The 23,634-nt window shown below is 65.2% G+C and carries 21 protein-coding genes and 1 pseudogene; 5 read left to right on the forward strand and 17 right to left on the reverse strand.

Annotation, left to right across the window (positions count from 1 at the left end; all coding sequences use genetic code 11):
* Positions 1 to 9 precede the first annotated feature (9 nt).
* Positions 10 to 645 (reverse strand): class I SAM-dependent methyltransferase, encoded by a 636-nt coding sequence (locus JN279_RS16760; RefSeq protein WP_202353402.1) that lies wholly within the window; start codon positions 643 to 645, stop codon positions 10 to 12.
* Positions 646 to 841: 196 nt separating this feature from the next.
* Here JN279_RS16760 and JN279_RS16765 point away from each other — a divergent pair, with 196 nt between their 5' ends.
* Complete coding sequence (locus tag JN279_RS16765) at positions 842 to 2,380, forward strand: alpha/beta hydrolase (protein ID WP_202353403.1); 1,539 nt, start codon at positions 842 to 844, stop codon at positions 2,378 to 2,380.
* A 74-nt stretch (positions 2,381 to 2,454) separates the two neighbouring features.
* On the opposite strand, the gene JN279_RS16770 is transcribed toward JN279_RS16765, so the two are convergent.
* Positions 2,455 to 3,477 carry an aminopeptidase gene (locus JN279_RS16770; protein ID WP_202353747.1) on the reverse strand — a complete coding sequence of 341 codons (1,023 nt, stop codon included), beginning with the start codon at positions 3,475 to 3,477 and terminating at the stop codon, positions 2,455 to 2,457.
* A gap of 345 nt (positions 3,478 to 3,822) precedes the next feature.
* Between JN279_RS16770 and JN279_RS16775 the strand changes: the two are divergent.
* A pseudogene (locus JN279_RS16775) lies at positions 3,823 to 4,095 on the forward strand (FAD-binding domain-containing protein); the annotation flags it as partial.
* Between the two features lie 77 nt (positions 4,096 to 4,172).
* Here JN279_RS16775 and JN279_RS16780 read toward each other — a convergent pair.
* The 9 genes from JN279_RS16780 to JN279_RS16820 all read right to left on the reverse strand — a co-directional run bounded on the left by JN279_RS16780 (position 4,173) and on the right by JN279_RS16820 (position 14,093).
* Positions 4,173 to 4,499 carry a DUF1294 domain-containing protein gene (locus tag JN279_RS16780; protein ID WP_202353404.1) on the reverse strand — a complete coding sequence of 109 codons (327 nt, stop codon included), beginning with the start codon at positions 4,497 to 4,499 and terminating at the stop codon, positions 4,173 to 4,175.
* A 93-nt stretch (positions 4,500 to 4,592) separates the two neighbouring features.
* Positions 4,593 to 5,573 carry an ABC transporter permease gene (locus JN279_RS16785; protein WP_202353405.1) on the reverse strand — a complete coding sequence of 327 codons (981 nt, stop codon included), beginning with the start codon at positions 5,571 to 5,573 and terminating at the stop codon, positions 4,593 to 4,595.
* Between the two features lie 217 nt (positions 5,574 to 5,790).
* Positions 5,791 to 6,762 carry an ABC transporter permease gene (locus JN279_RS16790; protein ID WP_202353406.1) on the reverse strand — a complete coding sequence of 324 codons (972 nt, stop codon included), beginning with the start codon at positions 6,760 to 6,762 and terminating at the stop codon, positions 5,791 to 5,793.
* On the reverse strand, positions 6,759 to 8,303 hold the full coding sequence (locus tag JN279_RS16795; protein WP_202353407.1) for a sugar ABC transporter ATP-binding protein: 1,545 nt from the start codon (positions 8,301 to 8,303) through the stop codon (positions 6,759 to 6,761). Before JN279_RS16795 ends, JN279_RS16790 begins: the two co-directional genes overlap by 4 nt.
* 286 nt (positions 8,304 to 8,589) lie before the next feature.
* Positions 8,590 to 9,624: an ABC transporter substrate-binding protein gene (locus JN279_RS16800; protein ID WP_202353408.1), complete on the reverse strand. Its 1,035-nt coding sequence runs from the start codon at positions 9,622 to 9,624 to the stop codon at positions 8,590 to 8,592.
* Between the two features lie 125 nt (positions 9,625 to 9,749).
* Complete coding sequence (locus JN279_RS16805; RefSeq protein WP_202353409.1) at positions 9,750 to 10,664, reverse strand: sugar phosphate isomerase/epimerase family protein; 915 nt, start codon at positions 10,662 to 10,664, stop codon at positions 9,750 to 9,752.
* A gap of 133 nt (positions 10,665 to 10,797) precedes the next feature.
* Entirely contained in the window at positions 10,798 to 12,342 is a 1,545-nt protein-coding gene (locus JN279_RS16810; protein ID WP_202353410.1) for a mannitol dehydrogenase family protein, read from the reverse strand.
* Complete coding sequence (locus JN279_RS16815; protein WP_202353411.1) at positions 12,339 to 13,121, reverse strand: SDR family oxidoreductase; 783 nt, start codon at positions 13,119 to 13,121, stop codon at positions 12,339 to 12,341. The genes JN279_RS16810 and JN279_RS16815 overlap by 4 nt, the downstream gene beginning before the upstream one ends.
* A 78-nt stretch (positions 13,122 to 13,199) precedes the next feature.
* On the reverse strand, positions 13,200 to 14,093 hold the full coding sequence (locus JN279_RS16820; protein ID WP_096448020.1) for a MurR/RpiR family transcriptional regulator: 894 nt from the start codon (positions 14,091 to 14,093) through the stop codon (positions 13,200 to 13,202).
* Between the two features lie 118 nt (positions 14,094 to 14,211).
* On the opposite strand from JN279_RS16820, the gene JN279_RS16825 reads away from it, so the two are divergent.
* Entirely contained in the window at positions 14,212 to 15,396 is a 1,185-nt protein-coding gene (locus JN279_RS16825; protein WP_202353412.1) for a Gfo/Idh/MocA family protein, read from the forward strand.
* Between the two features lie 24 nt (positions 15,397 to 15,420).
* Here the strand turns inward: JN279_RS16825 and JN279_RS16830 are convergent, their stop codons facing one another.
* Entirely contained in the window at positions 15,421 to 16,860 is a 1,440-nt protein-coding gene (locus JN279_RS16830) for an amidase (RefSeq protein WP_244734631.1), read from the reverse strand.
* A 131-nt stretch (positions 16,861 to 16,991) separates the two neighbouring features.
* Here JN279_RS16830 and JN279_RS16835 point away from each other — a divergent pair, with 131 nt between their 5' ends.
* Both JN279_RS16835 and JN279_RS16840 read left to right on the forward strand, forming a co-directional pair.
* Complete coding sequence (locus tag JN279_RS16835; RefSeq protein WP_202353414.1) at positions 16,992 to 17,768, forward strand: helix-turn-helix transcriptional regulator; 777 nt, start codon at positions 16,992 to 16,994, stop codon at positions 17,766 to 17,768.
* A gap of 67 nt (positions 17,769 to 17,835) precedes the next feature.
* The gene (locus JN279_RS16840) at positions 17,836 to 18,081 is read left to right on the forward strand and encodes a hypothetical protein (RefSeq protein ID WP_202353415.1); all 246 of its coding nucleotides are present in this window, start codon (positions 17,836 to 17,838) and stop codon (positions 18,079 to 18,081) included.
* A gap of 52 nt (positions 18,082 to 18,133) precedes the next feature.
* On the opposite strand, the gene JN279_RS16845 is transcribed toward JN279_RS16840, so the two are convergent.
* From JN279_RS16845 to JN279_RS16865, 5 genes are all read right to left on the reverse strand, one after another.
* A complete protein-coding gene (locus JN279_RS16845) occupies positions 18,134 to 19,465 on the reverse strand; it encodes an APC family permease (RefSeq protein ID WP_202353416.1) in 1,332 nt (443 codons plus the stop codon).
* A 244-nt stretch (positions 19,466 to 19,709) separates the two neighbouring features.
* Complete coding sequence (locus JN279_RS16850) at positions 19,710 to 20,624, reverse strand: nucleoside hydrolase (protein ID WP_202353417.1); 915 nt, start codon at positions 20,622 to 20,624, stop codon at positions 19,710 to 19,712.
* Between the two features lie 82 nt (positions 20,625 to 20,706).
* On the reverse strand, positions 20,707 to 21,696 hold the full coding sequence (locus JN279_RS16855; RefSeq protein WP_202353418.1) for an ABC transporter substrate-binding protein: 990 nt from the start codon (positions 21,694 to 21,696) through the stop codon (positions 20,707 to 20,709).
* Positions 21,697 to 21,746: 50 nt separating this feature from the next.
* Positions 21,747 to 22,568: an ABC transporter permease gene (locus JN279_RS16860; protein ID WP_202353419.1), complete on the reverse strand. Its 822-nt coding sequence runs from the start codon at positions 22,566 to 22,568 to the stop codon at positions 21,747 to 21,749.
* A 20-nt stretch (positions 22,569 to 22,588) separates the two neighbouring features.
* Positions 22,589 to 23,380: an ABC transporter ATP-binding protein gene (locus JN279_RS16865; protein WP_202353420.1), complete on the reverse strand. Its 792-nt coding sequence runs from the start codon at positions 23,378 to 23,380 to the stop codon at positions 22,589 to 22,591.
* Positions 23,381 to 23,634 lie beyond the last annotated feature (254 nt).

Consider the following 23,634-nt stretch of genomic DNA (forward strand, 5'->3'; position numbering starts at 1 on the left):
AAAGGTCGGTCAGCCCGCCGACGCGATGCCGGCGTGGTGGCTGCCCAATTGCCAGAAGGGCAAGGGGAAGCGGCTATGCTGTACCTCGAGCAGGCGAAAACCCGCCGCGCCGATCAGGTGCAACGGATCGCGGTTGAGGTGGCAGCCGCCGGCAATTGATCCCCACAGCCGGTTCAGGCGCTCCTGCCACCGGCGGCAACGCGGCCCCTCGGCCTGGCCGTGCTCGATGAAGATCAGCCGGCCCGTCGGCTTCAGGACGCGCCGGATTTCACTCAGCGCGGCTTGCGGGTCCGGAATGGTGCAGAAGGCATAGGTGACGACCACGGTGTCGGCGATGCCGTCGGCCAAGGGCAGGCTTTCGCCGCCGGCGCGGATGCATTCGACCGGGAATGGCATGGCACGGCTTTTCGGCGCGGCGAGGCCGAGCATGGTGCCGTCGGGATCGATGCCGATCAGCTGCTGTACTCTCGCGGCGTCGTAATAGGGCAGGTTGAGGCCCGAGCCGAAGCCGACCTCGACGACGACACCTTCGGCCCTCGGGATGACGCGCCTGCGCATCTGCGTGAATGCGCCGGCCGAACAGCCGGCATGGACGAAATAGGGTGCGACGCAGCGCGCATACCAGGAGAGGCAGGTCTGGCACATGGTTCAACCTCCATGCCCGGTGCTGGCAGGTGCGGCGCCCATGGCATGAGGTGCGTGGTGGCTTGATGTATTGACCGGTGACATTTCTCGCTCCAAGGGAGTTGATCGGGCCCGATCGCCCGACTTCGCGGGGATGGATAGAAGGCCGGCGTCCCCTCAACGTCCTCTCGAATCCCTTGCGGCCGCGTGCGGATCGATGGAGCGGATACAACTCAGACTTCTGGGTTTTCCGGAGTTCCGGCTGAACGGGCAGCCGATAGAGCTCGCCTTGCGCAAGGCGGCTGCGCTGGTCATCTACCTCGCCGAGGCCGGCGGACCGGTGGCGCGCGACGTCGCCGCCACGTTGCTGTGGCCCGAAGCCGACGCGGAGGCCGCCCGCGCGCGCCTGCGGCGCACGCTCTACAAGATACGCGTCGCCTTCGGCGAGGAGGTCATTTCAGCCAGCGCGGCATCGCTCATCCTGCGCCCGGCGCTCCTGGTCGAGGCCGATGCCATCGCCTTCGATCATGCCTGCGATGCCGGGCAACTCGACGAGGCCGCCCGCCTCTACACCGGCGACTATCTCGCCGGCTTCTCGCTGCCGGATTGTCCCGAATTCGAGGAATGGGTGTTCTTCCGCCGCGAGGCCTTGCGCAGCCGGCTGGTGCAGGCGCTGGAGCGGCTGGTGGAAGCCAGGATCGCCGGGGGCGATGCGCGCGGCGCTGTAGTCCACGCGACCCGCCTTGCCGCCCTCGATCCCTTGAGCGAAAGCGCACACCGCCATTTGATCCGCGCCCATCTGGCGGCTGGCGACCGGGCGGCGGCCGAGCGCCAGGGCGAGACCTGTGTGCGGCTGCTGCGCGACGAACTCGGCGTGGCGCCCGACCCGGCGACGCTCGCTCTGCTGCGCGCCAGCGATGCCGGACCGGAGATGCCCAGAACCCGCTATGTCGCCGTGGACGGCATCCATATCGCCTACCAGACCATAGGCAGCGGCCCTGCCGATATCGTGCTGGTTCCCGGCTTCATCTCGCATGTCGAGCGCATCTGGGAAGACAGGAGCTGCCGCGCCTGGCTCAATGCTGTGTCGCGGCTCGGCCGGTTGATCCTGTTCGACCGGCGCGGCATGGGCCTGTCCGACCGCGTCGGCGCCCGCCCGACCGTCGAGGCCACCGCGCGCGACATACTGGCTGTCATGGACGCCGCCGGCAGCCGCCGCGCCGTGCTGGTCGGCGCCTCGGAGGGCGGGCCGGGCTGCATCCGCTTTGCCGTCGACTACCCCGACCGCCTGACCGGCCTGGTGCTGTGGGGCTCGCTCGCCAAGGGCAGCCGCGCGCCGGACTATCCCTTCGCGCTCACATCGGCGCAATACGACCTATGGCAACAGCGCCTGCTCGCCGGCTGGGGCGGCCCGGCGGAAATCGAAACCTTCGCGCCGAGCGTCGCCGAAGACCGCCAGGCGCGCGCCTGGTGGGCCGGCCTGCTCCGGGCCGCCTCCAGCCCCGGCGCCGTCGCCGGCCTGCTGCAGGCGCTGCGCGACGCCGACGTGCGGCCGCTGCTGTCAAAAGTCAGAGCACCGACGCTGGTTGTGCACCGCAGGGGTGACCGGGCGGTGCGGATCGAGGCCGGGCGGTATCTGGCGGCGCGGATACCGGGGGCGCGGTTTGTCGAGGTGGAGGGGGAGGATCACTGGTTCTGGGTGGGGGAGCAGGGGGCGCTGCTGGAGGGGATTGGGGGGATGACGAGCGGACGGTGAGGCCGGCCCCGCTCCCGCGCGCGCCGGTCAGAACCGGCGTTGGTCGGGCGGCGAGGCCGCCGTGCTGGTCAACGTCAATGACACGTCGTCGCGTTCCTCAGTGCCTCCGCGCGGGAAGGCTCGGGCAATGCCGCAATCCGCCGAACGGAAGCATAGAACCTTGGATAATCGCCCGAGCACAAATCATACAGGCGAAGGAACGCCGGAACCTGTTCGCCGTAGACGGACGTCGCGGCGAGCTTTGCGTTGTTGATGGGGCTATTGAACCAGGCATCGTATCCGCGATATCCCGCCCAGCGCCTGTCGCGCATTTGCCGGTAGCGCACCCGCAGCCTGTCGATCGCGGCTGTTTTGGCGGCAGCCATCTGCTGCGAGGTGCGGGGGCTGGCATAGACCTGCCTCAACTCGTCCCGCGTTTTCGCTATCAGTCCGAGAAAATCCGCTTTGCGCTGGCGATCGATTTCATAATTGCGCAATCCGGCGCGATTGCCGGTGGCGCGCAGCCATTTCCTCACCCCTGTGGTTTCGACGGCGACCGCGAAAGCCTCATTGAACGCGGAGTCGCCGTTCACATAGATTTCCTGATGCGCCAGTTCATGGAAGATGAGGCCTGCGAGATATATGACGTCCTGACGCAGCATGGTGCTGAGCAGCGGGTCGCTGAACCAGCCCAGCGTGGAATATGCGGTGACGCCCGAGACGTAAACGTCCAGGCCTTGCTGCTGCAGTTCGGCAGCACTTTCAGCCGCGGATTTCTGGGAAAAGTAGCCCCGGTACGGAACGCAGCCGAAGACCGGAAAGCACCATGTCCGTGGCGTGAGCGAGAATTGCGGCGCGGCAAAAACGGCAAAGGTCACGTTATCTCGACCGATGTCGACATAGCTGCGGTAGCTGCTGTTATCGGGGAGCGCCAGCTCATCCGTGGCAAAGCGACGTATGGCGCTCGCCGACGTCAACTTCGTGCGCAATGCCACAGGCGTCGATGGATCGTGGATGAGCTTTCCGACATTTTTCCGCGCGGCCATGATCTGCACATGGCCCTCCAGCGACTGCGCGTAGTAGGAGACGCTGGTGCACCCGGCCACGCCGGACGCCATGACCACGGCGGCAAGCAATCGAAAAAAGCGCTTCACAGCTTGCCCACCGCCTGCTCGTCGTCCATGGCGCGAATGCCCCATTTGCCGTCGTGTCAGGCGCACCGATTTTCGTCAAGACCTGGCGGGGGCCGGATTTTCGAATTGGCAGGACTGGCAAGGCGGCCATTCGCCTATGGATACGCGATCGCTTGGGCTCTCGCCTGACTGTGGAAGCGACGGCGCGGGAGATTCTGCCGGTGATGGATGCGGCCTTGGGGAGCAGGGTTGCTTGAGAGGATCGGGGGGATGGCGCGGGGGGTGATTAGCCGACGGGGTGACGTAAGAGTGCACTGTCACCGTAATCCCGGATTGGCCGCAGGCGCCGCTCCCTATTTCCGCATCTTCAATCCCGTCCTGCAGGACGAAAAGTTCGATCCGTAGGGCAACTACATCAGGCGCTATGTTCCGGAACTGGCCAAGCTGCCCGACCGCTACATCCATCGTCCCTTCGAAGCGCCGGTAGCCGTCCTCGGGGAGTGCGGGCTTTCCATCGGAAAGGACTATCCGCCGCCGATCGTGGACCACGCCGTGGCCAGGGACCGCGCCTTGGAAATGTATCGCGGCACGCGAGAAAATTAAGCGCATCACGTCGAAACGGGACATGCGACGGGCGGCAGGTCCCTACCGCTCCTCGACAATCCGCAGATAAGTCGCCGTCATGACGTAAGGAATCGCCAGAGCGCTTCGGGCGATCCCGTAGTGAGCAATCCGACTATAAGCGCGATCAGGGCGAGGAGCTGGAGCAGGACGATGCCAACGAGCGTGGAGCGGAACGGCTCCTTGCGCGTCTTGTGTCGGATCGTTTGCTGCGCGATCATGGTTCCGATGCTGCCGCCGATCATGGCAAGGGTCAGAAGCGTCGACTCGGGAATGCGTTGTAAACCGTTTTTGGCCCTGGACTTGTCGAATGCCATAGCGGCGTACGCCAGCAAATTTACCGCTAAAACGTAGCCGATGAGACCGATTGTGAACTGCCCCGTCATGCGCCCCCTCTGTCTTCGGGTATAGCCGAAGCTCGGTAATCCGACGCGACTGACAGCGGGTCCGATTCCGGCCCCAAATCAGCCGTTCGCCCCCTACCTTTCCTCCACAATCCGCAAATAAGCCGCCGTGACAAACAGCACGATCAGCCCGAACAATATCCTTCTCGCCCCTTCCGGCATTTGCAAAATCGTCAAGAGCGTCGTCAGCACGGTGAGGATGAGCGCGCCGATGATGGTGCCGGTGTAGCCGCCGCGGCCGCCGAAGATGGAGGTGCCGCCGATGACGGCGGCGGCGACCGAGGGGAGCACCAGGGGTTCGGCGAGTGACAGGGACGGGGCCTTGATCAGGCCGATATAGAGCAGGCCGGTGATGCCGGCGAGCAGGCTCGAGGTGACGTAGAGCGCCGTGATGACCTGCCAGTATTGCACGCCCGACAGGCGCGTCGCACGCTCATTGTCGCCGACGGCGTAGAGCAGGCGGCCGAAGCCGGTGCGGGCGAGCGTGAAGACGATGAGGGCGGCCAGCGGTATGAACAAGAGCAGCGCGTTGGGGAAGCCGTAGGTGACGCCGGTGCCGAGCCAGGCGAGGAAATCGGGGATTTTGGCACCCGACGCGATCACGGTGCGCTGGTAGACCTGCAGGCAGCCGGTGCCGATCAGGCTGGTGCCCAGCGTCATGATCAACGGGTGGACGCGGAAGACGCCGACGCCGATGCCGTTGACGAGGCCGATCAGCACCGCCGGCATCATCGCCAGCAGGAAGGCCACCGCCGGGTCCTGGCTGACGATTTGCGTGGCCATGATGAAGGCGCTCATCGTCGCGACCGTGCCGACCGAGAGGTCGATGCCGCCGGTCAGCATGGTCATGGTCTGGCAGCCGGCGAGGATCGCCAGCGGAATGGCGAATTTGATGGTGTTGGCGATCCAGCGCTCGTTGACGATGCCGGGGCGCAGGATCTGCAGGATCACCACCAGGATGACGAGCAGGATGATCAGCGGGACGAGCGGCCGGTCGGCCATGAAGCGTTTTATGCGGCGGCCGAAGGGGACGGGGGTGATCGCGGTGGTGCTCATGGGGTTTGCCCGATGTTCCGGGAGGCTTGTGCCCTACGGCGCCCCCCTCTGGCCTGCCGGCCATCTCCCCCACTTGTGGGGAGATTGGCTGTTGTCGCGGCTTTCGCCAATCTCCAACGTTGCTGAAAAGGGTGGGGCGCCAAAGCTGCCAATCTCCCTCCTTGTGGGGGAGATGTCCGGCAGGACAGAGGGGGGCGCCGTAAGGCGCTACTCTCGCTCATTGCCGCTCCCGCATCGTAATGAACGCGCCGAACATCACCACCGCCACCATGATGGCGCCTTCGATGATGGCGGTGACGTTGGGGTCGATGGCGAGCAGCGTCAAATCCGTGCGCAGCAGGCGCAGCACGAAGACGGCGACTATGGGGCCGAGCAGGCCGCCCTTGCCACCGCCGAGCGCGACGCCGCCCAGTACCACGGCAGCGACGCTGGCCAAGAGATAGGGGCCGGGGATGGGGGCGCCGATGCCGGTGCTCATGGTCAGCGCCAGCCCGCCAAAGGCGGCGAACAGGCCCGACAGCGCATAGGCGATGATGCGGGTGCGCTTGACCGGCACGCCTGAGCGGAACGCCGCCAGTTCGCTCGAGCCAATGGCATAGATGGAGAGGCCAAGGCGCGAGCGGCGAAGCGGGATCCAGATCACGCAGAGGCAGACGATCAGCACCAGCAGCGCCTTGGGCAGCCAGGCGTCGATGGCGTCGGGCAGGCCGGGGATCGGCACGGTGCCCGAGATCAACGCCTTCAGCCATTCGGCGGCGGCGCCGCCCGGCGCGTCGAGCACCAGCAGGGCGGCACCCTGCAGCACGAACAGCATGGCGAGCGTGACGACGATGTCGGGCACGCGGGTGACGACGATCAACAGGCCGTTGAGCGCGCCGAGGACAAGACCCATGGCGAGCACGAAGGGCACGACGAACAGCGCGTATTCCTCGCTCGCGCCATTCATCATCGAGGCGGCGGTGACGCTGGTCAGCGCCATCATGGCGGCGACCGACAGGTCGATGCCGCCGGCGATGACGACCACCGTTTGGGCTGCGACGGCGAAAGCGTACGGGAGAACCGCCCGCGCCAGCGAGCCGAAGTCGCCACTGCCATAGCCGGGCTGGATGATTTTGGTGGCGATGAACAGGACGATCAGGAGAGCGAACAGGCCGATGACCCAGCCCTGGCGGCGCAGGAAATGGTTCATGGCTTAGCCTCTGGCGCGCCGGAGGCGGTGGGGTCGGCCAAAATGCCGATATCGGCCTTGGCGCCGCGCGGCAGGCCGTAGGCTGCGCGCATCAGTGCCGGCTCGTCTGCCTCCTCCACCGGAAAGATGTCGACGAGGCGGCCGCCGAAGATGACGATGACGCGGTCGCAGACGCGCTGCACCTCTTCCAGTTCCGAGGTGTAGAACAGCACCGACTTGCCGTGGCCGGCGAGCTCGCGCAGCAGCTTGTAGATCTCCTGCTTGGTGCCGACATCGATGCCGCGCGTCGGATCAAAGCACAGTATGGTGCGGGCATCCGCCGCGATCCAGCGGGCGATCGTCACCTTCTGCTGGTTGCCGCCGGACAGGCGCTGCACCTCGCCTTGCGCACGGGTGTCTATCTGCAGGCGCTTGATAGCGCTGAGCACCGTGTCGCGCTCCTTGCGCATATTGATCGGCCCCCAATTGCGCAGCGCCGCGCTGAAGGGCAGGGCGATGTTCTCGCGCACCGAGCGCTGCATGGCGAGCGCTTCCGAACGGTCGCCCGGCACATAGGCAATGCCGGCACGGATGGCGTCGGTCGGGTGCGAGAATTTCACCTGAGAGCCGTCGACCTCGATCGTGCCGCCCGAGGGCCGGATCGAGCCGGCAAGGGCGGCGAACAGCTCGTCCTGGCCCTGGCCTTCGAGTGCCACGACGCCGGCGACCTCGCCATCCCTGAGATCGAAGGAGACGTCGTTGAGCTTGGTGCCGACGCGCAGATTGTGCACGGCGAGCCGCGGCCGGGCAGGGGCGGGCGCGGCCTTCTCAGCCGCGCTGCGGGCGGCGACATGGGTCTTGACGATGCGGGTGCCGAGCATGAGCTCGACGATCTTTTCCTCGACGCCCGGCACGATGTCGACGACGCCGACGGTCTCGCCGTCGCGCAGCACGGTGGCGCGGTCGCACAGCGCCGAGATCTCGACGAAGCGATGCGAGATGAAGATCACAGCGCGTCCCGAATCGCCCTGGCGGCGCACCACTTCCAGCACTTTTTCAGCGAGGTTGGCGGGCAGGGCCGCCGTCATTTCGTCGAGCAGCAGCACGTCAGGCTCGACGGCGAGTGCGCGGGCGAGGTCCAGTACGCGCAGCACGGCCAGCGGAATGTCGCGCGCGGTGTCGCGCAAATCGAGGTCCGCGATACCGAGCTCGCGCACCCAGGCGCGGAACGGCTCGACCGGCGTGCCGGTGAGGCGGAGGTTGGAGAGGACGTCGAGATCGGGGATGAGCGACGGCTCCTGGTAGACGGGCAGCAGGCCCGCGCGGCGCGCGGCGGCGGGCGAGCGTATGTCGCGCGCCTCGCCGCGGATCAGGATGTGCCCGGCATTGGCCGAAATCGCCCCGGTCAGGATCTTCACCAGCGTCGACTTGCCGGCGCCATTGGCGCCCATCAGCGCGTGGACCTCGCCGGGCAGCACGGTCAGCGACGCGTTGCGCAGCGCTGCAACCGCGCCGTAGTTTTTGGCGACGCCGGTGGCGTCGAGGAGGGGGCTGGTGGTCAAATCGTTTGGGTCTCGGGTCAATCTGTTCAAATATTTCTAGAGCAAACTGGCTGATGGTTGGCGCTTTACGAGGCCCCCCTCTGTCCTGCCGGACATCTCCCCCTCAAGGGGGGAGATTAGACGTCGTCTCAGCTTTCGCCAATTTTCGACGTTGCAAGAAGAGAGCCGGCGCCGCGACTGCCGATCTCCCCCCTTGAGGGGGAGATGTCCGGCAGGACAGAGGGGGGTAGAGCGCTGACCTACAATGGCGAGGACGGCAACCGTCCTCGCCATGCAATTCAATTCCTTATTCCCCCGGCCCCTTGCACGCCACGATCTGGTCCTTCGTGTACGTCGTCCAGTCCGGGATCGAGATCGAGACCGGCCATTCGGGGCTGAGCGACGGGTCGGCGGCGGCCTTCAGCTTGGCCTTGCCTTCATCGGTGGCGTTTTCCCAGAGCTGCGGCTGCACCAGCACGGTCTGCTGCGCCGGCTTCTTGCCGTCAAGGATCTGCAGCGCCAGCGTCACACCCGCACCACCGATCGAACCGGGGTTGGTGACCGCGGCGCCGACCAGGCCCTTGACCGAGCTCAGCTGGCCGACGAAGCCGGCATTGTCGGCACCGACGATCGGCACCAGCGGCGCCTGCGATTCCACCAGCGCGTCGACGATGACGTTGTCGATGCCGGACGTCCAGATGCCGTTGATCGGCGTTCCGGTCGACAGGAAGGAGAGGATCTGCTGCTTGGCCTGGTCCTGCTGCCAGCCGGTGAAGACCTCCTGCGCCACCTTCACGTCGGGGAATTCGGCCAGCGCCTTCTTGAAGCCTTTGTCGCGATCGCTGTCGGCCGAGGCACCGGCGGCGCCGCGCATGTAAAATACCTCGCCCTTGCCGCCCATCTGGCCGAACAGCCATTTGGCGCCGAGATAGGCATATTCCTCCTGGTTGTTGGAGATGATGTAGGCCGACGGCTCGGTGACCGCCTGGTCGACGGCGACGACGACGATGCCGGCCTTGGTGGCTTCCTCCAGGCCTGCCTTGATGCCGGCCGGATCGGCGGGGTTGACGACGATGGCGTCGACCTTGGCGCTGATCAAATTGCGGATGTCTTCCAGCTGGCCGGCGGCGTCGGTGTTGCGGTGGGCGATGTTGAGTTTTGCCACCTCGCCGGAAGCCAGCGCCTGCGCCTTCATGGCGCAGACCATCTCCTCGCGCCAGCCATTGCCCTGGACGGTGTTGGAGATGCCGATCGTGTATTTGCCGGCGGCGGCCGAGACGCCCATCGATGCCAGCAAGGCAGCACCCGCAAGCAGCGGCACCATGGTCAGTATTTTCTTCATTTCAGTACTCCTCCACATTGTTTTTCAGTTTCAGTTCCAAGTCGTTGAGGCATGTCGCTCACAAAGAGATTCAGGCGGCCCGCTCAACTCGTTGTCCTCCGCATGTCGTTATCGACATGTTTTCCTCACTTGACGTAGGGACGCAGCACGTCGCGGGCGAGCAGAAAACCGCGCTTCACCTGCTCGTCGCTGTCTTCAAATCGCCTGTCCTCGTGTTCGATGATGACCGAGCCGTCATAGCCGGCGCGGTAGAGGCCGGAGAAGAAGCCGCTCCAGTCGACATCGCCCAGCCCCGGCATGCGCGGCACCTGCCAGCCTATCCCGGCCGAAAGGATTCCGCGCTCGTACAAACCATCATGATCAATCATCAAATCCTTGGCGTGGACATGCAGCATGTAGGGGCCGAACTCCCTGATAAAGCGGGCCTGGTCGATCATCTGCCAGACCAGGTGCGAGGGGTCGAAATTCATGCCGACATCGCCGCCCCAGGTCTCCAGGATGCGGCGCCAGACGAGTGGCGAATAGGCGATGTTGTGCCCGCCCGGCCATTCGTCATAGCTGAAGATCATCGGGCAGTTCTCGAAGGCAAGCTTGATGCCGTGGCCGCGCGCAAAAGCGACGATTTCGGGCCAGACTTTCAGCGCGTCCTGCCAGTTGACGTCGACGGTCTTCGCGGCATCGCCGCCGCAGAAGGTGTTGACGACGGGCACGCCCATATTGGCGGCCAGCACGATGACCTTCTTGAGATGGCCGATGACTGCATCGCGGTGCGCGGCATCGGGATGCAGCGGGTTGGGGTAGTAGCCGAGGCCGGAAACGGTGAGGCTCTTTTCCGCCAGCGAGGCGACGATGTCTTTCGCCTGCGTGGCTGAGGTCGAGGCAGCATCGATATGGCTGGTGCCGGCATAGCGGCGGGTCGCGCCAGACGTTTTCGGCCAGCAGGCGATTTCCAGCGCCTCGAAGCCGGCCGAGCTTGCCCAGTTGGCAACCTCGCCAAGCGGCGTCTCCGCGAAGGGCGCGGTGAGCAGTCCAAGTTTCATAGTGCCTCCCCAGAGCTCTTCATCGTTTCGTGGAAACGCTGAAGAGCTCTCCCTTTGTTTTCGCGCAATTCCGGACGGAAAACCGTTTCACACTTTTCCTGGAATTGCTTCTGTCGTGTCTTCACGGCCATGTTCATAATGCCGATTGTTTGGATCGTTTCAACCTGGCGATCTCATCTTGTTCGAGACTGTGCCGGACAGCCGCCATCGGATCGTCCGAAAGCAGCTCATCAAGCGCCGATGTGACGGTCGCGCGGAATGTCTCGTTCGCGGCAAGGCCGAGGTCAAAAATCGTATCGATGGCCAGGATTCCCGAAGCCAACGCCGCCGCATCGCGGCCTGTCGCGTCGGCTATCTCGGCAACCTTGCCGGCATAGGGGTCGGAGACCGGCCAGCGCTTGCCGAAGCGGTCGGAGGCCTGGATGAGATAAGCCATCCAACCGGCGATCGGCACCGACAGCAGGCCGATGCTGGCGCCCTGGCTCAAGCGGTCACGGATCGGGTTGAGCAGGCGCTGGACGATCTTCTGCGAGCCGTCGGTGGCGATCTGGTGGTTGCGGTGGCGGATCGCCGTGTTCTTCAAGCGGCCGAGGCTCTGCTCGACATAGGCCGATGGATCCATGCCGGGCACCGGCATCAGCGTCGGCAGCGTTTCCTCGACCAGCATGCGCCTCACGAAGACCGAGAGCAGCGGGTCGGCGATGGCATCCGACGTGTGTTCCAGCCCGGCCAGCACGCCGAGTGTGGCGAGCGTCGTCTGGGCGCCGTTCAGCACCCGCATCTTGAGATGCTCGAACGGCGTGACGTCGTCGACAAAGGTGGCGCCGACCAGGTCCCAGCGCGGCACGCGGCCGGCGAATTTCTGCTCGATCACCCATTGCCGGAATGGCTCGCCGACGGCGACGGCGCCGTCGCGGTAGCCAAACCATTGCTCGACGCTGTCGAGATCGTCCTGCGTCACCGCCGGCGCGATGCGGTCGACCATGGCGGAAGGGAAGGCGGCGTTGGCCGCGATCCAGTCGGCAAGACCGTTGCCGCGCCGCTCGGCAAAGCTCCGCACGACAGTCTGCAGGATGCCGCCGTTGGTCGGGATGTTGTCGCAGGAGAGCAGCGTCAGCTTCCGGCCATGCGTGGCCCGGCGCAGCTCCAGTGCCCGCGCAAGGATGCCGGGCACGCTGCGCGGTGCTTGCGGGTTGGCAAGATCATGGACGATGTCGGGATGGTCGAGATCGAGCACGCCGCTCGACGGGATGTGGCAATAGCCTTTCTCGGTCACCGTCAGCGTCACCAGTTCGATGTCGGATGAGGAGAGGACGCCGAGCGCCGGTGCGGCACTCGCCTGGCTGTCGACCACGCGGACGATGCTGCCGATGACGCGCGCTTCGATGTGGCTGTTTTCGCGGATCAGCCTTGTGTAGAGCCCGCCCTGCCGGCCGAGCGTGTCGGCAAGGGCGGGCGGGCGGATGTTGATGCCGACAACGCCCCAGCGGTCGAACTGGCGCGCGAGCAGATCGTCGGTGTACTCGGCCTGGTGGCAGCGGTGGAAGGCGCCGACGCCGAGATGCGCCATGCCGGGAGCGAGTGTTTTCCGGTCGTAGGCCGGTGTTTGGACAGCGGCCGGAAGCCGGTCCAGCAAGGCTGGCCCAAGCGTTTCCGACGATGCCGAAGCCGCGTTCACCGGTTTGCCCCGATCACCGACTGTTCCTGATCGATCACGGCGCCGGTCATCGGGCCGGCCGCGTCGGAAAGCAGGAAGACGGCAAGGTTGGCGATATCGTCCGGCTTGAGCAGCCTGCCGAAAGGCTGCGCGGCGTTAGCGGCGTCAAGCCAGCCGGGGCCGTGGCCCAGCGTTTCGGCCTGCATCACGCGTTCGGCCGGCGTGTCGGTCCAGCCGACATTGATGCCGTTGACGCGGATGCGGTCGAAGCGGTGGGCGTTGGCGGCGTTCTTGGTCAGCGTCGCCAGCGCGCCCTTGGTGGCGGAGTAGACGGCGAGTTCCGGCGAGCCGCAATGGGCGTTGATCGACAGGATGTTGACGATGGCGCCGGGCTCCCCGCGCTTCCTCATGTCGGCGATCGCCGCCTGCATCAGGAAGAACGGCGCGCGCGCGTTGACGGCGAACAGCGAGGCCCAGTCGTCGAGACTGGCATCGAGGAAGGAGGCGCGGTCGGTCAGCCCGGCGGCGTTGACGAGGCCATCGATACGGCCGAAGCGGTCAATGCAGGCTTGCGCCAGAAGGGCAGGGGTTTGCGGGTCTCCAAGGTCGGCGGCGATGAAGGTGGTCGGCGTGCCGATGGCCGACAGTTCCGCCGCCACGGCGTCGCCGCGTTTGCCATCGCGTCCGGTGATCACCAATCCCTCAGCGCCGGCGCGCGCGAGCGTCTCGGCGATGGCGCGGCCGATGCCTTGCGTCGCGCCGGTGACCAGCACGACCTTGCCTTGCAGATGAAGCTCCATTCCTCCTCCCGGAACAAAGTTTCTATTTTTTGAAATATGGAACGGCAATTCCCGATAGTCAATTGTGCCAGCAGCACCTCATGTGCCGCGGCGCGCGGCGACGCCTTGGACCAGAGCCATGCCGACGGCGAGCGACGCCGCCAGCGAGCGGAAGCCGGCGAAGTCGGATTCCACCACTTCCAGCCAGCTGTCCGACAACGGGATCAGCGGGCTGAAGGTGCTGTCGGTGATGGTGACGATGCGGGCCTTGCGCTCATGCGCCACGGCGACCAGGTCGGGCGTGATCGAATTGTAGGGACTGAACGAGACGGCCAGCACAGCGTCTCGGTCGCCGATGCAGCCGACCTGGTCGAGCGCGGAGGAGCCGACATTGTCGACCAGCACGTTGCGCACGCCTTGCTGCGACAGCGTCAGCGACAGATAGGCGGTGACCGGGAAGGCGCGCTTGGAGCCGATGACGTAGATCAGGTCGGCCGCCGCCAGCAGCGTTACCATCTTCTCGAAACGCTCAACGTCGAAGCCCGCCTCGATGCGGCCGAGCGAGGCCTGCGAAGCGCCGACCATGCCGTGCAGGAAATGCATGGCGGCATTGGGCTCCGCCTCGGTGCGCGGCTCGCCGCGCGCTTCCGGCCATGAGCCTTTGACGTGTTCCTTGAACAGGCCCTGGAAATCGGAAAAGCCGGAATAGCCGAAGATCTGGGCAAAGCGCACCAGCGTCGAGGGCTGCACGCCGGCCTGCGCGGCCACCTGCGCGATGGTGCCGAGCGCAACATCGCTCGGATGCTGCCACATGAAGATCGCCACCTGGCGCAGCCGCTTGGGGAAATGCACTGTGCCGGAGGACAGCACCGCGCGCAGTTCCTCATAGGTCTGCGGCTGGATATAGCCCAGCGCGGCAAGAGAGCGCCCGCGTTTGCGCGTCGCCGCCTCGTCGCTGAGAGATCGTCCCGATGATTTGCCCGCCCCACTCATAGTCTCAGGCTAGCGCGGCACAATCGTATTACAATATGGAAATTGGAAATTGTGTTCGAAAGTGGTAGCCGAGCTTGACGCTTGGCGCGTCGCCAATGATCGGCTCGGAGGAGAAAACATGGTCTACGCAACATCGGATGGGTCGGCGGGCAAGCGCCTGAGGGTCGGCATGGTCGGTGGCGGCCGCAATGCCTTCATAGGTGCGGTGCATCGGCTGGCCATGCGCCTTGACGACCAGATCGTGCTGGTGGCCGGCGCGCTGTCGTCCGATCCGGAGAACGCTGCCGCCTCGGCCGCCGAGATCGGCATCGCGCCGGAACGCAGCTATGCCGATTACCATGCGATGGCGCTGGCCGAGGCCGCGCGGCCTGATGGCATCGAGGCGGTTGTCATCGTTACGCCCAACCATCTGCACGCGCCGATCGCCACCGCCTTTCTCGAGGCGGGCATCGACGTGATCTGCGACAAGCCGCTGTCGACGACGCTTGATGATGCCGAAGCGCTGGTGACGCTGGCGCGCGCCAAAAACCGACGCTTCGTCGTCACGCTGAACAACACCGGCTACGCCATGGTGCGCCAGGCGCGCGAAATGGTGATGGCGGGTGAGCTTGGCCGGATCGTGTCCGTGCATGGCGCCTATATCCAGGACTGGCTGACCAAACCGATCGACGCCGAGGGCCAGAAGCAGGCGGAATGGCGCACCGATCCGGCGCGTGCTGGGCAGTCGGCGGTGCTGGCCGATATCGGCGTGCACGCCTTCAATCTGGCGAGCTATATTTCGGGTTGCGAGGCCGAGGCGGTGTCGGCGGACCTGTTCACCGCCGTGCCGGGACGCCGGCTCGACGACAATGCGCATGTGATGATGCGCTGGACCGGTGGCGCGCGTGGCACGATCCTGGCCAGCCAGACCTCGCCCGGCCACTACAATGACCTCTCCGTGCGCATCTATGGCGACAGAGCCGGGCTCGAATGGTCGGGCGGCCGGCCGGAGGAACTGCGCTTCTCGCCCTACGGCGAGGAAACCCGCACGCTGGTGCGCGGCGGCCATGGTTCGACGGCGGAGGCCCGGCGCGTGTCGCGCATGCCGGCGGCGCATCCAGAAGGCTATATCGAGGCCTTCGCCAATTTCTACCGCGACGCCGCGGATATCATTCGGGCGCATCGCTCTGGTGGGGCGGTGGATGCAGCGCGCGCGGCGCAGGTGCCGGATGTGGTGGATGGCGCGCGCGGGGTGAAGTTCGTCGCGGCGGCGGTGGAGTCGAATGCGGCGGGCGGGGCGTGGATGGCGGCTAGGTTTGGGTGAAACTGAGTGGGGGGTGGCGCTACCTTATGCGATTGCCCTGACTGCAGTTGCGGCAGCGAACCGATCCGCATTGATCCCGGCGACCGCCAGCCGTGCCTCCACCGCCGCCGCGATCGACAGCACGTCCTCATCGGCGAAGCGCCGCCCGACGATCTGCAGGCCGACCGGCAATCCGTCTTCCGCGAACCCGGCGGGCAGCGACAGCGCCGGCAGTTGCGGCAGCATGTTGAAGGGGCAGGTCAGGTCCAGGCCCTTGAAGCGGCCATCGGGCAGCGTCGCCACATAGTCGTCGTCGGTCTCGCTCACGAGTGGTGCCGTGATGGCGCAGGTCGGGCACAGCAAGGCATCGTAGCGCTCGAAAAGCCGCGCCATGTCCCGCCACATCGCGGTGCGCAGCAGTTCCACCCGCTTGTAGGCGGTCGCGTTCATCGCCAGCCCGCGTTCGATCATCGAGACCACCGACGGATCCATATGGTGGCGATGACCGGCAAGCTCGTCGCCGAAGAAGGCCGACATGAAGACGCACCAGAGATCGAACCATTCGTCATTGACGGCGCGCGTCCAGCCGATCGCCACCTCGTCGACGATGGCGCCGGCTTTGCGCATCTCGGTGACGGCTTGCCGGATGACGGCTTCGACCTGCGGCTGGATCTGGTAATAGCCAAGGTCGAGCGACAGCGCGAAGCGCCTGCCTTCCAACTCACCCGCCCTTGCGGCTAAGACATCAAAACCGATCGGCAGCGAGGTGATGTCCTCGTCGCTGCCGCCCGCAGTCGCCTGCATGAAGGCGACCGCGTCGGCGACGTTGCGTGCCAGCGGCCCGAAATGCGAGATGTTGTCGAAGACGCTGGGCAGGATGGTCATCGGGATGCGGCCGAGGCTTGGCTTCAGCCCGACGACGCCACAGAAGGCGGCGGGGATGCGCACCGAGCCGCCCATGTCGGTGCCCTCGGCGAATGGCACCACGCCCGTTGCCACCGCCACCCCCGCCCCTCCGGAGGAGCCGCCACTGGTGCGCTGCGGGTTCCAGGGGTTGCGGGTCACGCCCCAGCGCGGGCTGTTGGTGAAGGAGGAAAAGGCGAATTCCGGCGTCGTCGTCTTGCCGATCAGGATTGCGCCGGCCGCTTGCAGGCGGCGCACGCACAGCGCCGTCTCTTCGGGCACCCAATCGCCCTTCGTCCAGGAGCCCAGCGTCGTCAAATCGCCTGATGTCGGCGTCAGGTCCTTGGCCGCGAATGGCACGCCAAGGAGCGGCCCGGTCGCATCGCCGCGTGCTACGGCACGGTCGGCCAGGCGGGCGGCCTCCAGCGCCTGCTCCTCGCGGATCACGGCAAAGGCGTTGAGCCTGTCGCCGACAGCCTTGGCGCGGCGGATGGACTCGGCAACCACGGTCTGCGCACTGAAGGCGCCCATGCGGATGCCATCGGCGATCGCGTTGGCGGTCAGATCCAGCGGATGGGTCATGGCTCGGGTCTCCGGAGGTGAATTCATGCCGGGCGGCTTTGGTTTTCGCAAAGAAATGGAAAGCATGCTTGCTCGGGGGTGGCGGACCTGCACAATCTCACCTGAACTGGAAGAGAGGCCCCGCCGTTTCCATGAAGTCCGCCGACAAAGGCTCGCATCCGTCCTTCGATGTCTGGAATGCCGGCCTTGGTGCCGCGGCGGCCGCGATCGGCTCGCGCGGATTTCCCGATGCGCTGGCGGCGGCGCTGCGGCTGCTGACGCCCTTCCAGATGATGAACGGTTTTCTCTATTCGCCGGATGGCCGCGCCTTCGACCTCTACAATGAGAAGATCGTCGCAGAGCGCTCGATCATCGTCGACCGCTACCTTGCCGGCGCCTATGTGCTGGACCCGTTCTACGACGCCGTTCGCGGCGATGGCAGCGAACGCATGATCGTGATGCGGGAGTTGGCGCCCGACGATTTCGCGCACACCGAATATTATCGGCGGCACTACGCGACCACCGAGATCGGCGACGAGATCGGTTTCGTGCTGAAGCTGGAGAACGGTTTTGCCGGCGTGCTGTCGCTGTCGCGGACCGGTGCGGCGCCGGTCTTCGCCGAGGACGAACTCGAGCGCCTGAGGTCCGCCGCGCCCATCGTCTGCGCGCTCGCGGCGCGGCACTGGTATCATGTTCCCGGCCTCTCGCTCGACATCAAGAACGCGGCCCCGGCGGCGCGGATCGAGCATCCGCTGCTGACCCGGCGCGAGCTCGAAATCGTCACGCTGATCCTCAAGGGACATTCCAACCTCTCGCTCGCCGCGGTCCTGTCGCTGTCGCCCAACACGGTGAAGGTCCATCGCCGGCAGATCTATTCGAAGCTCGCAATATCCAGCCAGGCCGAACTGTTCCGGCTGTTCTTGACCTAGGCCCAAACGCAATGAATCGCTCGGCGCCGGTGAGTTGTGAATCGCACTTTCGGGCCGGGAGTGACCAATGAGCAGCTCGCAGATGGAACGATATGTCTGGGCCTCTGTCCTGTATTACGCCGTGGCCGTGGTTGCCTCGGTGCTTCTTCTCGCCGCGGTCATGAGCGATCTCGGTGTTCTCTGGAGCATGCTTGCCCTATTTGGCTACGTTGCGTTGACCGTATCTCTTCAGATATGGCGACGCAGAAGACATCCGCGAAGTATCTATCAACTAGAATTGGCCAAACGGGATGCCGGCTTTTCCGATTCCTAACAACGAGATGGAGCGGCGGCCTGCACCGATGTGAGAAGGCCGCCGCCCGTCCTTATTCGGCGAAATCCATCTCGGGCGGCGCGACCTGGAAGAAGCTGGTGAGGTAGGCGAGATAGACGATGCCGACCGTTAGCCAGACCAGGCCGAGCACCTTGGCGTTCTCGTCGAGGTTCCACAGCAGGAAGAGGTCGCAGACCGCCGCCAATGCCGGGACGACCAGTCCGATCAGCACGCCCAGCGGCCGCACCTGCTGGTCGCGCTTGAGATAGAGCGCGATCACCGAGACGTTGACGGCGGTGAAGGCGAGGAAGGCGCCGAAATTGATGAAGGATGTCGAGGTGGTGACGTCCATCGTCAGCGCCGCGAGCCCGACCACGCCGACCAGGATCAAATTGAGGATCGGCGTGTGCCATTTCGGATGCAGATTGCCGAAGAAGGAGACCGGCAGCACGGTGTCGCGACCCATGGCGTAGAGCAGCCGGCCGACGCTGGCCTGCGCGGCAAGGCCGGAGGTGAACTGCGCCACGACCAGCGTCGCCAGGAAGATGGTGACGAACAGGTCGCCGCCGATTGCCTTGGCGATTTCGGTGGCGGCGGCGTCGACCGAGACGAAGTCCATGCCGGGATGGGCGAGCTGCGTGATGTAGGCCGAGGCGATGAAGATCACGCCACCGGCGAGCGCGATGATCAGGATCGCCTTCGGCATGGTGCGCCTGGGATCCCTGGTCTCCTCGGTCAGCGTCGACACCGCGTCGAAGCCGAGGAAGGAGTAGGCGGCGATCGCTGCACCCGCGACCGAGGCCGAGAACGGCACGCCGGTCTTGAAGAAAGGCGTGACCGAGACGAGGCCGCCGGCGCCGTTCAGCGCCACGACATAGCGGGCGGCCAGAAACAGGAAGGCGACGAGCACGCCGAGCTGCACCAGCATCAGGATGAAATTGACGCGGTTGGCGAAGGCGATGCCGACGACGTTGACCACGGTCGTCACCGCGATGAAGCCGACGATCCACAGCCAGGTCGGAACCGCGGGGAAGGCCGAGGCGAGATAGGCGGCACCGATCAGCCAGATCACCATCGGCAGGAAGAAATAATCGAGCAGCACCGCCCAGCCGACGAGGAAGCCGATGCTGGGGCTGATCGAGCGGCGGGCATAGGTATAGGCCGAGCCGGCAACGGGATAGACGCGCGCCATGACGCCGTAGCTGATGGCGGTGAGCAGGATGGCAGCCGCCGCCACGAGATAGGCCATGGCGGTGGTGCCCTGGCTGGCCGCGGCCAGCGCGCCAAAGGTGCCGAAGACGATCATCGGCGTCATGTAGGCCAGGCCGAAGAGCACGACGGACCAGAGTCCGAGCGCGCGGTCGAGTTTGATTGTGTCTTGCATTGTTCCGCCTCCGGGGAGCTTGTTTGCGATGCTTTTCCGGAGGCCGGCCGGCGCCTGGAGATCAGGCGTTTGCGAAGGCGCTCCGGTTGCATTTCTCGAAGTTGAGGCGAAACATGACTTAGCCGGCGCAAGGCGGCCATAACCCCAAGGGATTATGCGGAGTGGTGAGAGGAGGCGGCGTTTGGATGGCTATGGATCGATTGAAGAATGGGCGTCACCCTACGTGATTGCCCCGCCGAAGACGCTACAGCAGCCGTAGCCGCTGGTCGATCAACTGGAACAACCGCTCATCATCCACCTCGGTGATGACGTGGATCGGCTTGCCGTTGCCAACGCCGTTTTCCACCGCCCGCGTGCGGCCGTAGGCGCCGGCCTGATCGCAGTCGACCTCGATCTCCGCGTCAACGCCCTTGAACAAAGTCGGGTCGATCAGGAACGCCGTCACGCAGGGGTCGTGCAAAGCGGGATCGCCGCTGCCGTAGCGGCGCATCATGGCGATGGCGGTCTGCATGATCGGGCTGGCGTCGCGCTCGAGCTGGTCGAAGCGCGCCTTGGTCAGCGTCGCGTGGCGGGTTACGTCCAGGCCGAACATGGTCATCGGAATGCCTGACGAAAGCACCACCTGCGCGGCATGCGGGTCGATCCAGATGTTGAACTCGGCATCGGTCGCGGTGTTGCCGGGGCTGAAGGCGGCACCGCCCATGAAGACGATGGCCTTGATCTTGGTCGCGATGGACGGCTCCTTGATGAGCGCCAGCGCGATGTTGGTCATCGGGCCGATCGGGCAGAGCGTGATCTGGCCAGGCTCACGCAGGATCGTGTCGATGATGAAATCCACCGCATGCCGGCTCTCAGCCTCATGCGTGGCATCTGGCATGCCGAGGTCGCCAAGGCCGTCAGTGCCGTGCACCGAGGCGCCGCGCTGCACGCGCGGCAGGATGATCGGCCTGCTGCAGCCGGCGTAAACCGGAATGTCCTGGCGGCTGGCCATGGCGGTGATGCGCAGCGCATTGCGGGTGGTCAGCGGCAGCGAGACGTTGCCGATGACCGTCGTGATGCCGACGACCTCGATCTCGCCGGGCGAGGCAAAGGCCAGAAGCAGCGCGATGGCGTCGTCGACGCCGGGGTCGCAATCGACGATGATTTTGCTCTTGGCCATGCCTGATAAGTCCATTCTCTTTGTGTGGGTCAAAGGGGCCACCCTTTGAGGATGGCTCCTTCGTTGAGGAGCGCCGCAGCGCTTATTTCAGCAGTTCGTTGGTATAATATTTTGAGGCGGGGAGGACTTCCTTGATCTGGTCGGTGTCCTTCAGCGCCTGGGCGATCGGCAGCCAGTTTTTGTCTTCCTGCATCATGTAGCCGGTGTCGCCCTTCATCAGGGCTGCGGTCAGCTTCCAGCCGGAGAGGTTGTAGGCAAGGCTGCCGCCTTCCGGATACGCCTTGGTGAACATTTCCGCTGCCTCGTCGGGATGATCGGCGGCCCATTCGGTTCCCTTGATGGTGGCGCGCATCCATTTCTTGGCGATGTCGCCGTGGTCGGCCAGATAGGCGGTCGACGCCGTGTAGGTCCAGACCGGCACGTTGGGCGCGCCGGCGGCCGTGCCGACGAGGCTGGTCGGGTCCTTCTTCAAGGTCTCCTGCACTTGCGGCACCAGATAGTTTTCCGTGTTGGTGGCGATGTCGATCTTGCCGGCGAGCAGCAGATTGGTGTCGGAATCCTGCGCGATGATCAGTTTGACGTCGTCCTCGGTCAGCTTGGCGGCCTTGAGCACGAAGGGCATCATCGCCTTGGTCCAGGAGTCGGTGTAGATGGCGATCGACTTGCCCTTCAGATTGTCGAGCGAGAGCGGCTCGCCGGGGCGGCCGAACAGGCCCCAATTGTTGCTCTTGGTGTAGAGGCCGATCGAGGTGATCGGGATGCCCTGGGCAGCGCCGAAGACGACGTCGGTGGTGGCCTCGAAGCCGATCTCGGCCTGGCCGACGGCGAGCAGCCGGGCCGTGGTCTGCGAGTCCGGCGGGAAGATGACATCGACCTTGATGCCTTCGGCTTCATAAAAACCCTTCTGCTGGGCGACCAGCGTCGGGATCAGCTCGAAATCGGCGCTCGCCCAGTCATAGACGAAGCGGACGGTGGTGAGGTCTGAGGCGCTGGCCGGAGCCGCGCCGAAGGCGGTGCCGAGGGCGAGCAGGCCAACGGTTGCCGAGATCATCCTGGTGTAAGCACTGTGCATTGCATTCCCCTTTTTGGTTGTTGTCGGCTGGTTGAAAATTGGTGGCAAAATCACGCTGCGGCGCTGGCCTGCGTGGGCTTCCATTGAGCCCAGGCCGGTGCGGTGGAGCGGGAGCGCCAAGGCGTCATCAGCACTTCGAGCCCGAAGACGAGCAGGAACGAGCCGACGCCGATGACGGTGAGAAGCAGCATGGCGGCGTAGACGCCGGCCGTGTTCATCTGCGCGTTGGCGGTAAGCAGATAGGTGCCGAGGCCCTGTTTGGACGACGCCGTCCATTCGCCGATGACGGCGCCGGTCACCGCATAGGTGGCGCCGATCTTGAGGCCGGAAAACAATGGGCCGATGCAGGCCGGCAGCTTGACGATGGCGAAGGTGCGCAAGGACCCGCCGCCCATCAGGCGGGCGAGGTTCAGCATATCGCGGTCGACCGAGGCGAGACCGTCGAGCACGTTGACGACGACCGGGAAGAACACGATCCAGGCGACGATGATCAGCTTGGGCATCAGGCCGAAGCCGAAGATGATGACCAGAGGGGCGGCGATGGCGACGATCGGCACCGCCTGCGAAATGATCAAGGCCGGCATGACCAGCCTTTGCACGACACGGATCTGACCCATGGCGAGCGCAAGCACGAAGCCAATCAGGGCGCCGATGACGTAGCCGATGGCGGTTTCATAGAGCGTCTGGCCGGTGAGGACCGAGAGCCGCGGCCAGTTGTCGTAGAGCGTCTGGAATGCCTGGGCCGGCGGCGGGATGACATAGGCGGGAAGCCCGGTGACCCAGACCAGCAGCTGCCAGGCGACCACGATCAGCACCATGGCCACGATCCAGATCAAGAACGGCCCCGCTGCTGCCCCAAACCGTGTGTTCATTCGAGTGGTCCCCGTGCGCTTCAGTGGTAGAGGTGCTGCATGATCTGCCGCTTCAGGCCGACAAAAATGTCGGTCGTCAGCACTTCCAGCGGCCGGGGCCTGGGCAGGTCGACGGTGAGGATTTCGGCGATGCGGCCGGGGCGCGGCGTCATCACCACGATGCGGTCGGCGAGATAGATCGCCTCGTCGACATCATGGGTGACGAACAGGACGGTGCGCTTGAGGTCGCGCCAAAGCTGCAGCAGCCATTGCTGCATGCCAAGCCGGGTCTGCGCGTCGAGCGCACCGAACGGCTCGTCGAGCAGCATGACCTGGCGGCCGGCGGCGATGGTGCGCATCATGGCGACGCGCTGGCGCATGCCGCCGGAGAGGGCATGCGGATAATGGTTGAGGAAGTCGCCGAGGCCGTAGCGGCTGGCGAGCTCGGCGGCCTCGACGCGGTCCCGCGCGGTGGCGCCGCGCGTCAGCGACGCTGCCAGTGTGATGTTGCCGAGCACGGTGCGCCAGGGCAGCATCAGATCCTTCTGCAGCATGTAGCCGACCTGGCCCGGCCGGTTGGAGACATCGTGGCCGTCGAGCACGATCTTTCCCGACGTCGCCTTGAGCAGACCCGAAACGACGTTGAACAGCGTGCTCTTGCCGCAGCCGGAGGCGCCGAGGATGCAGACGAATTCGCCGTCCGAGATGTCGAGGCTGACATCGCTCAAAGCAGTGACGGAACCGAAGCGGACGTTGAGATTCTCGATTGATAGCTTTGTCGGAGCGGATTGCTGCGATCCGACCGTGCCGGGTGACTTCAACGCCTCCGGCATTCAGCAATCCTCGCGAAGCAGGCTGGTTCGAAAACGCATAGATCCTCCCGTCCGGCGTCACACAAGCCTGCGCCGGGCAGGCCTGCTCATCGCCAGAAAACAGCGTTGAATTAACGTAGGTAAACGTTTACCTAGATGTTTTCCGACTGGTTGTCAAATCGACGGCAGAGGCTGTGGATGACGCGACCTGTTTGTTGGGATCGCGATCCGTGCTAGTCGCGTGGCGATGTAGCGATGGCGGCTAACAACAGGCC

Origin of the sequence: Mesorhizobium sp. 113-1-2, from assembly GCF_016756475.1 — a bacterium.
GTDB lineage: Bacteria > Pseudomonadota > Alphaproteobacteria > Rhizobiales > Rhizobiaceae > Mesorhizobium > Mesorhizobium loti_C.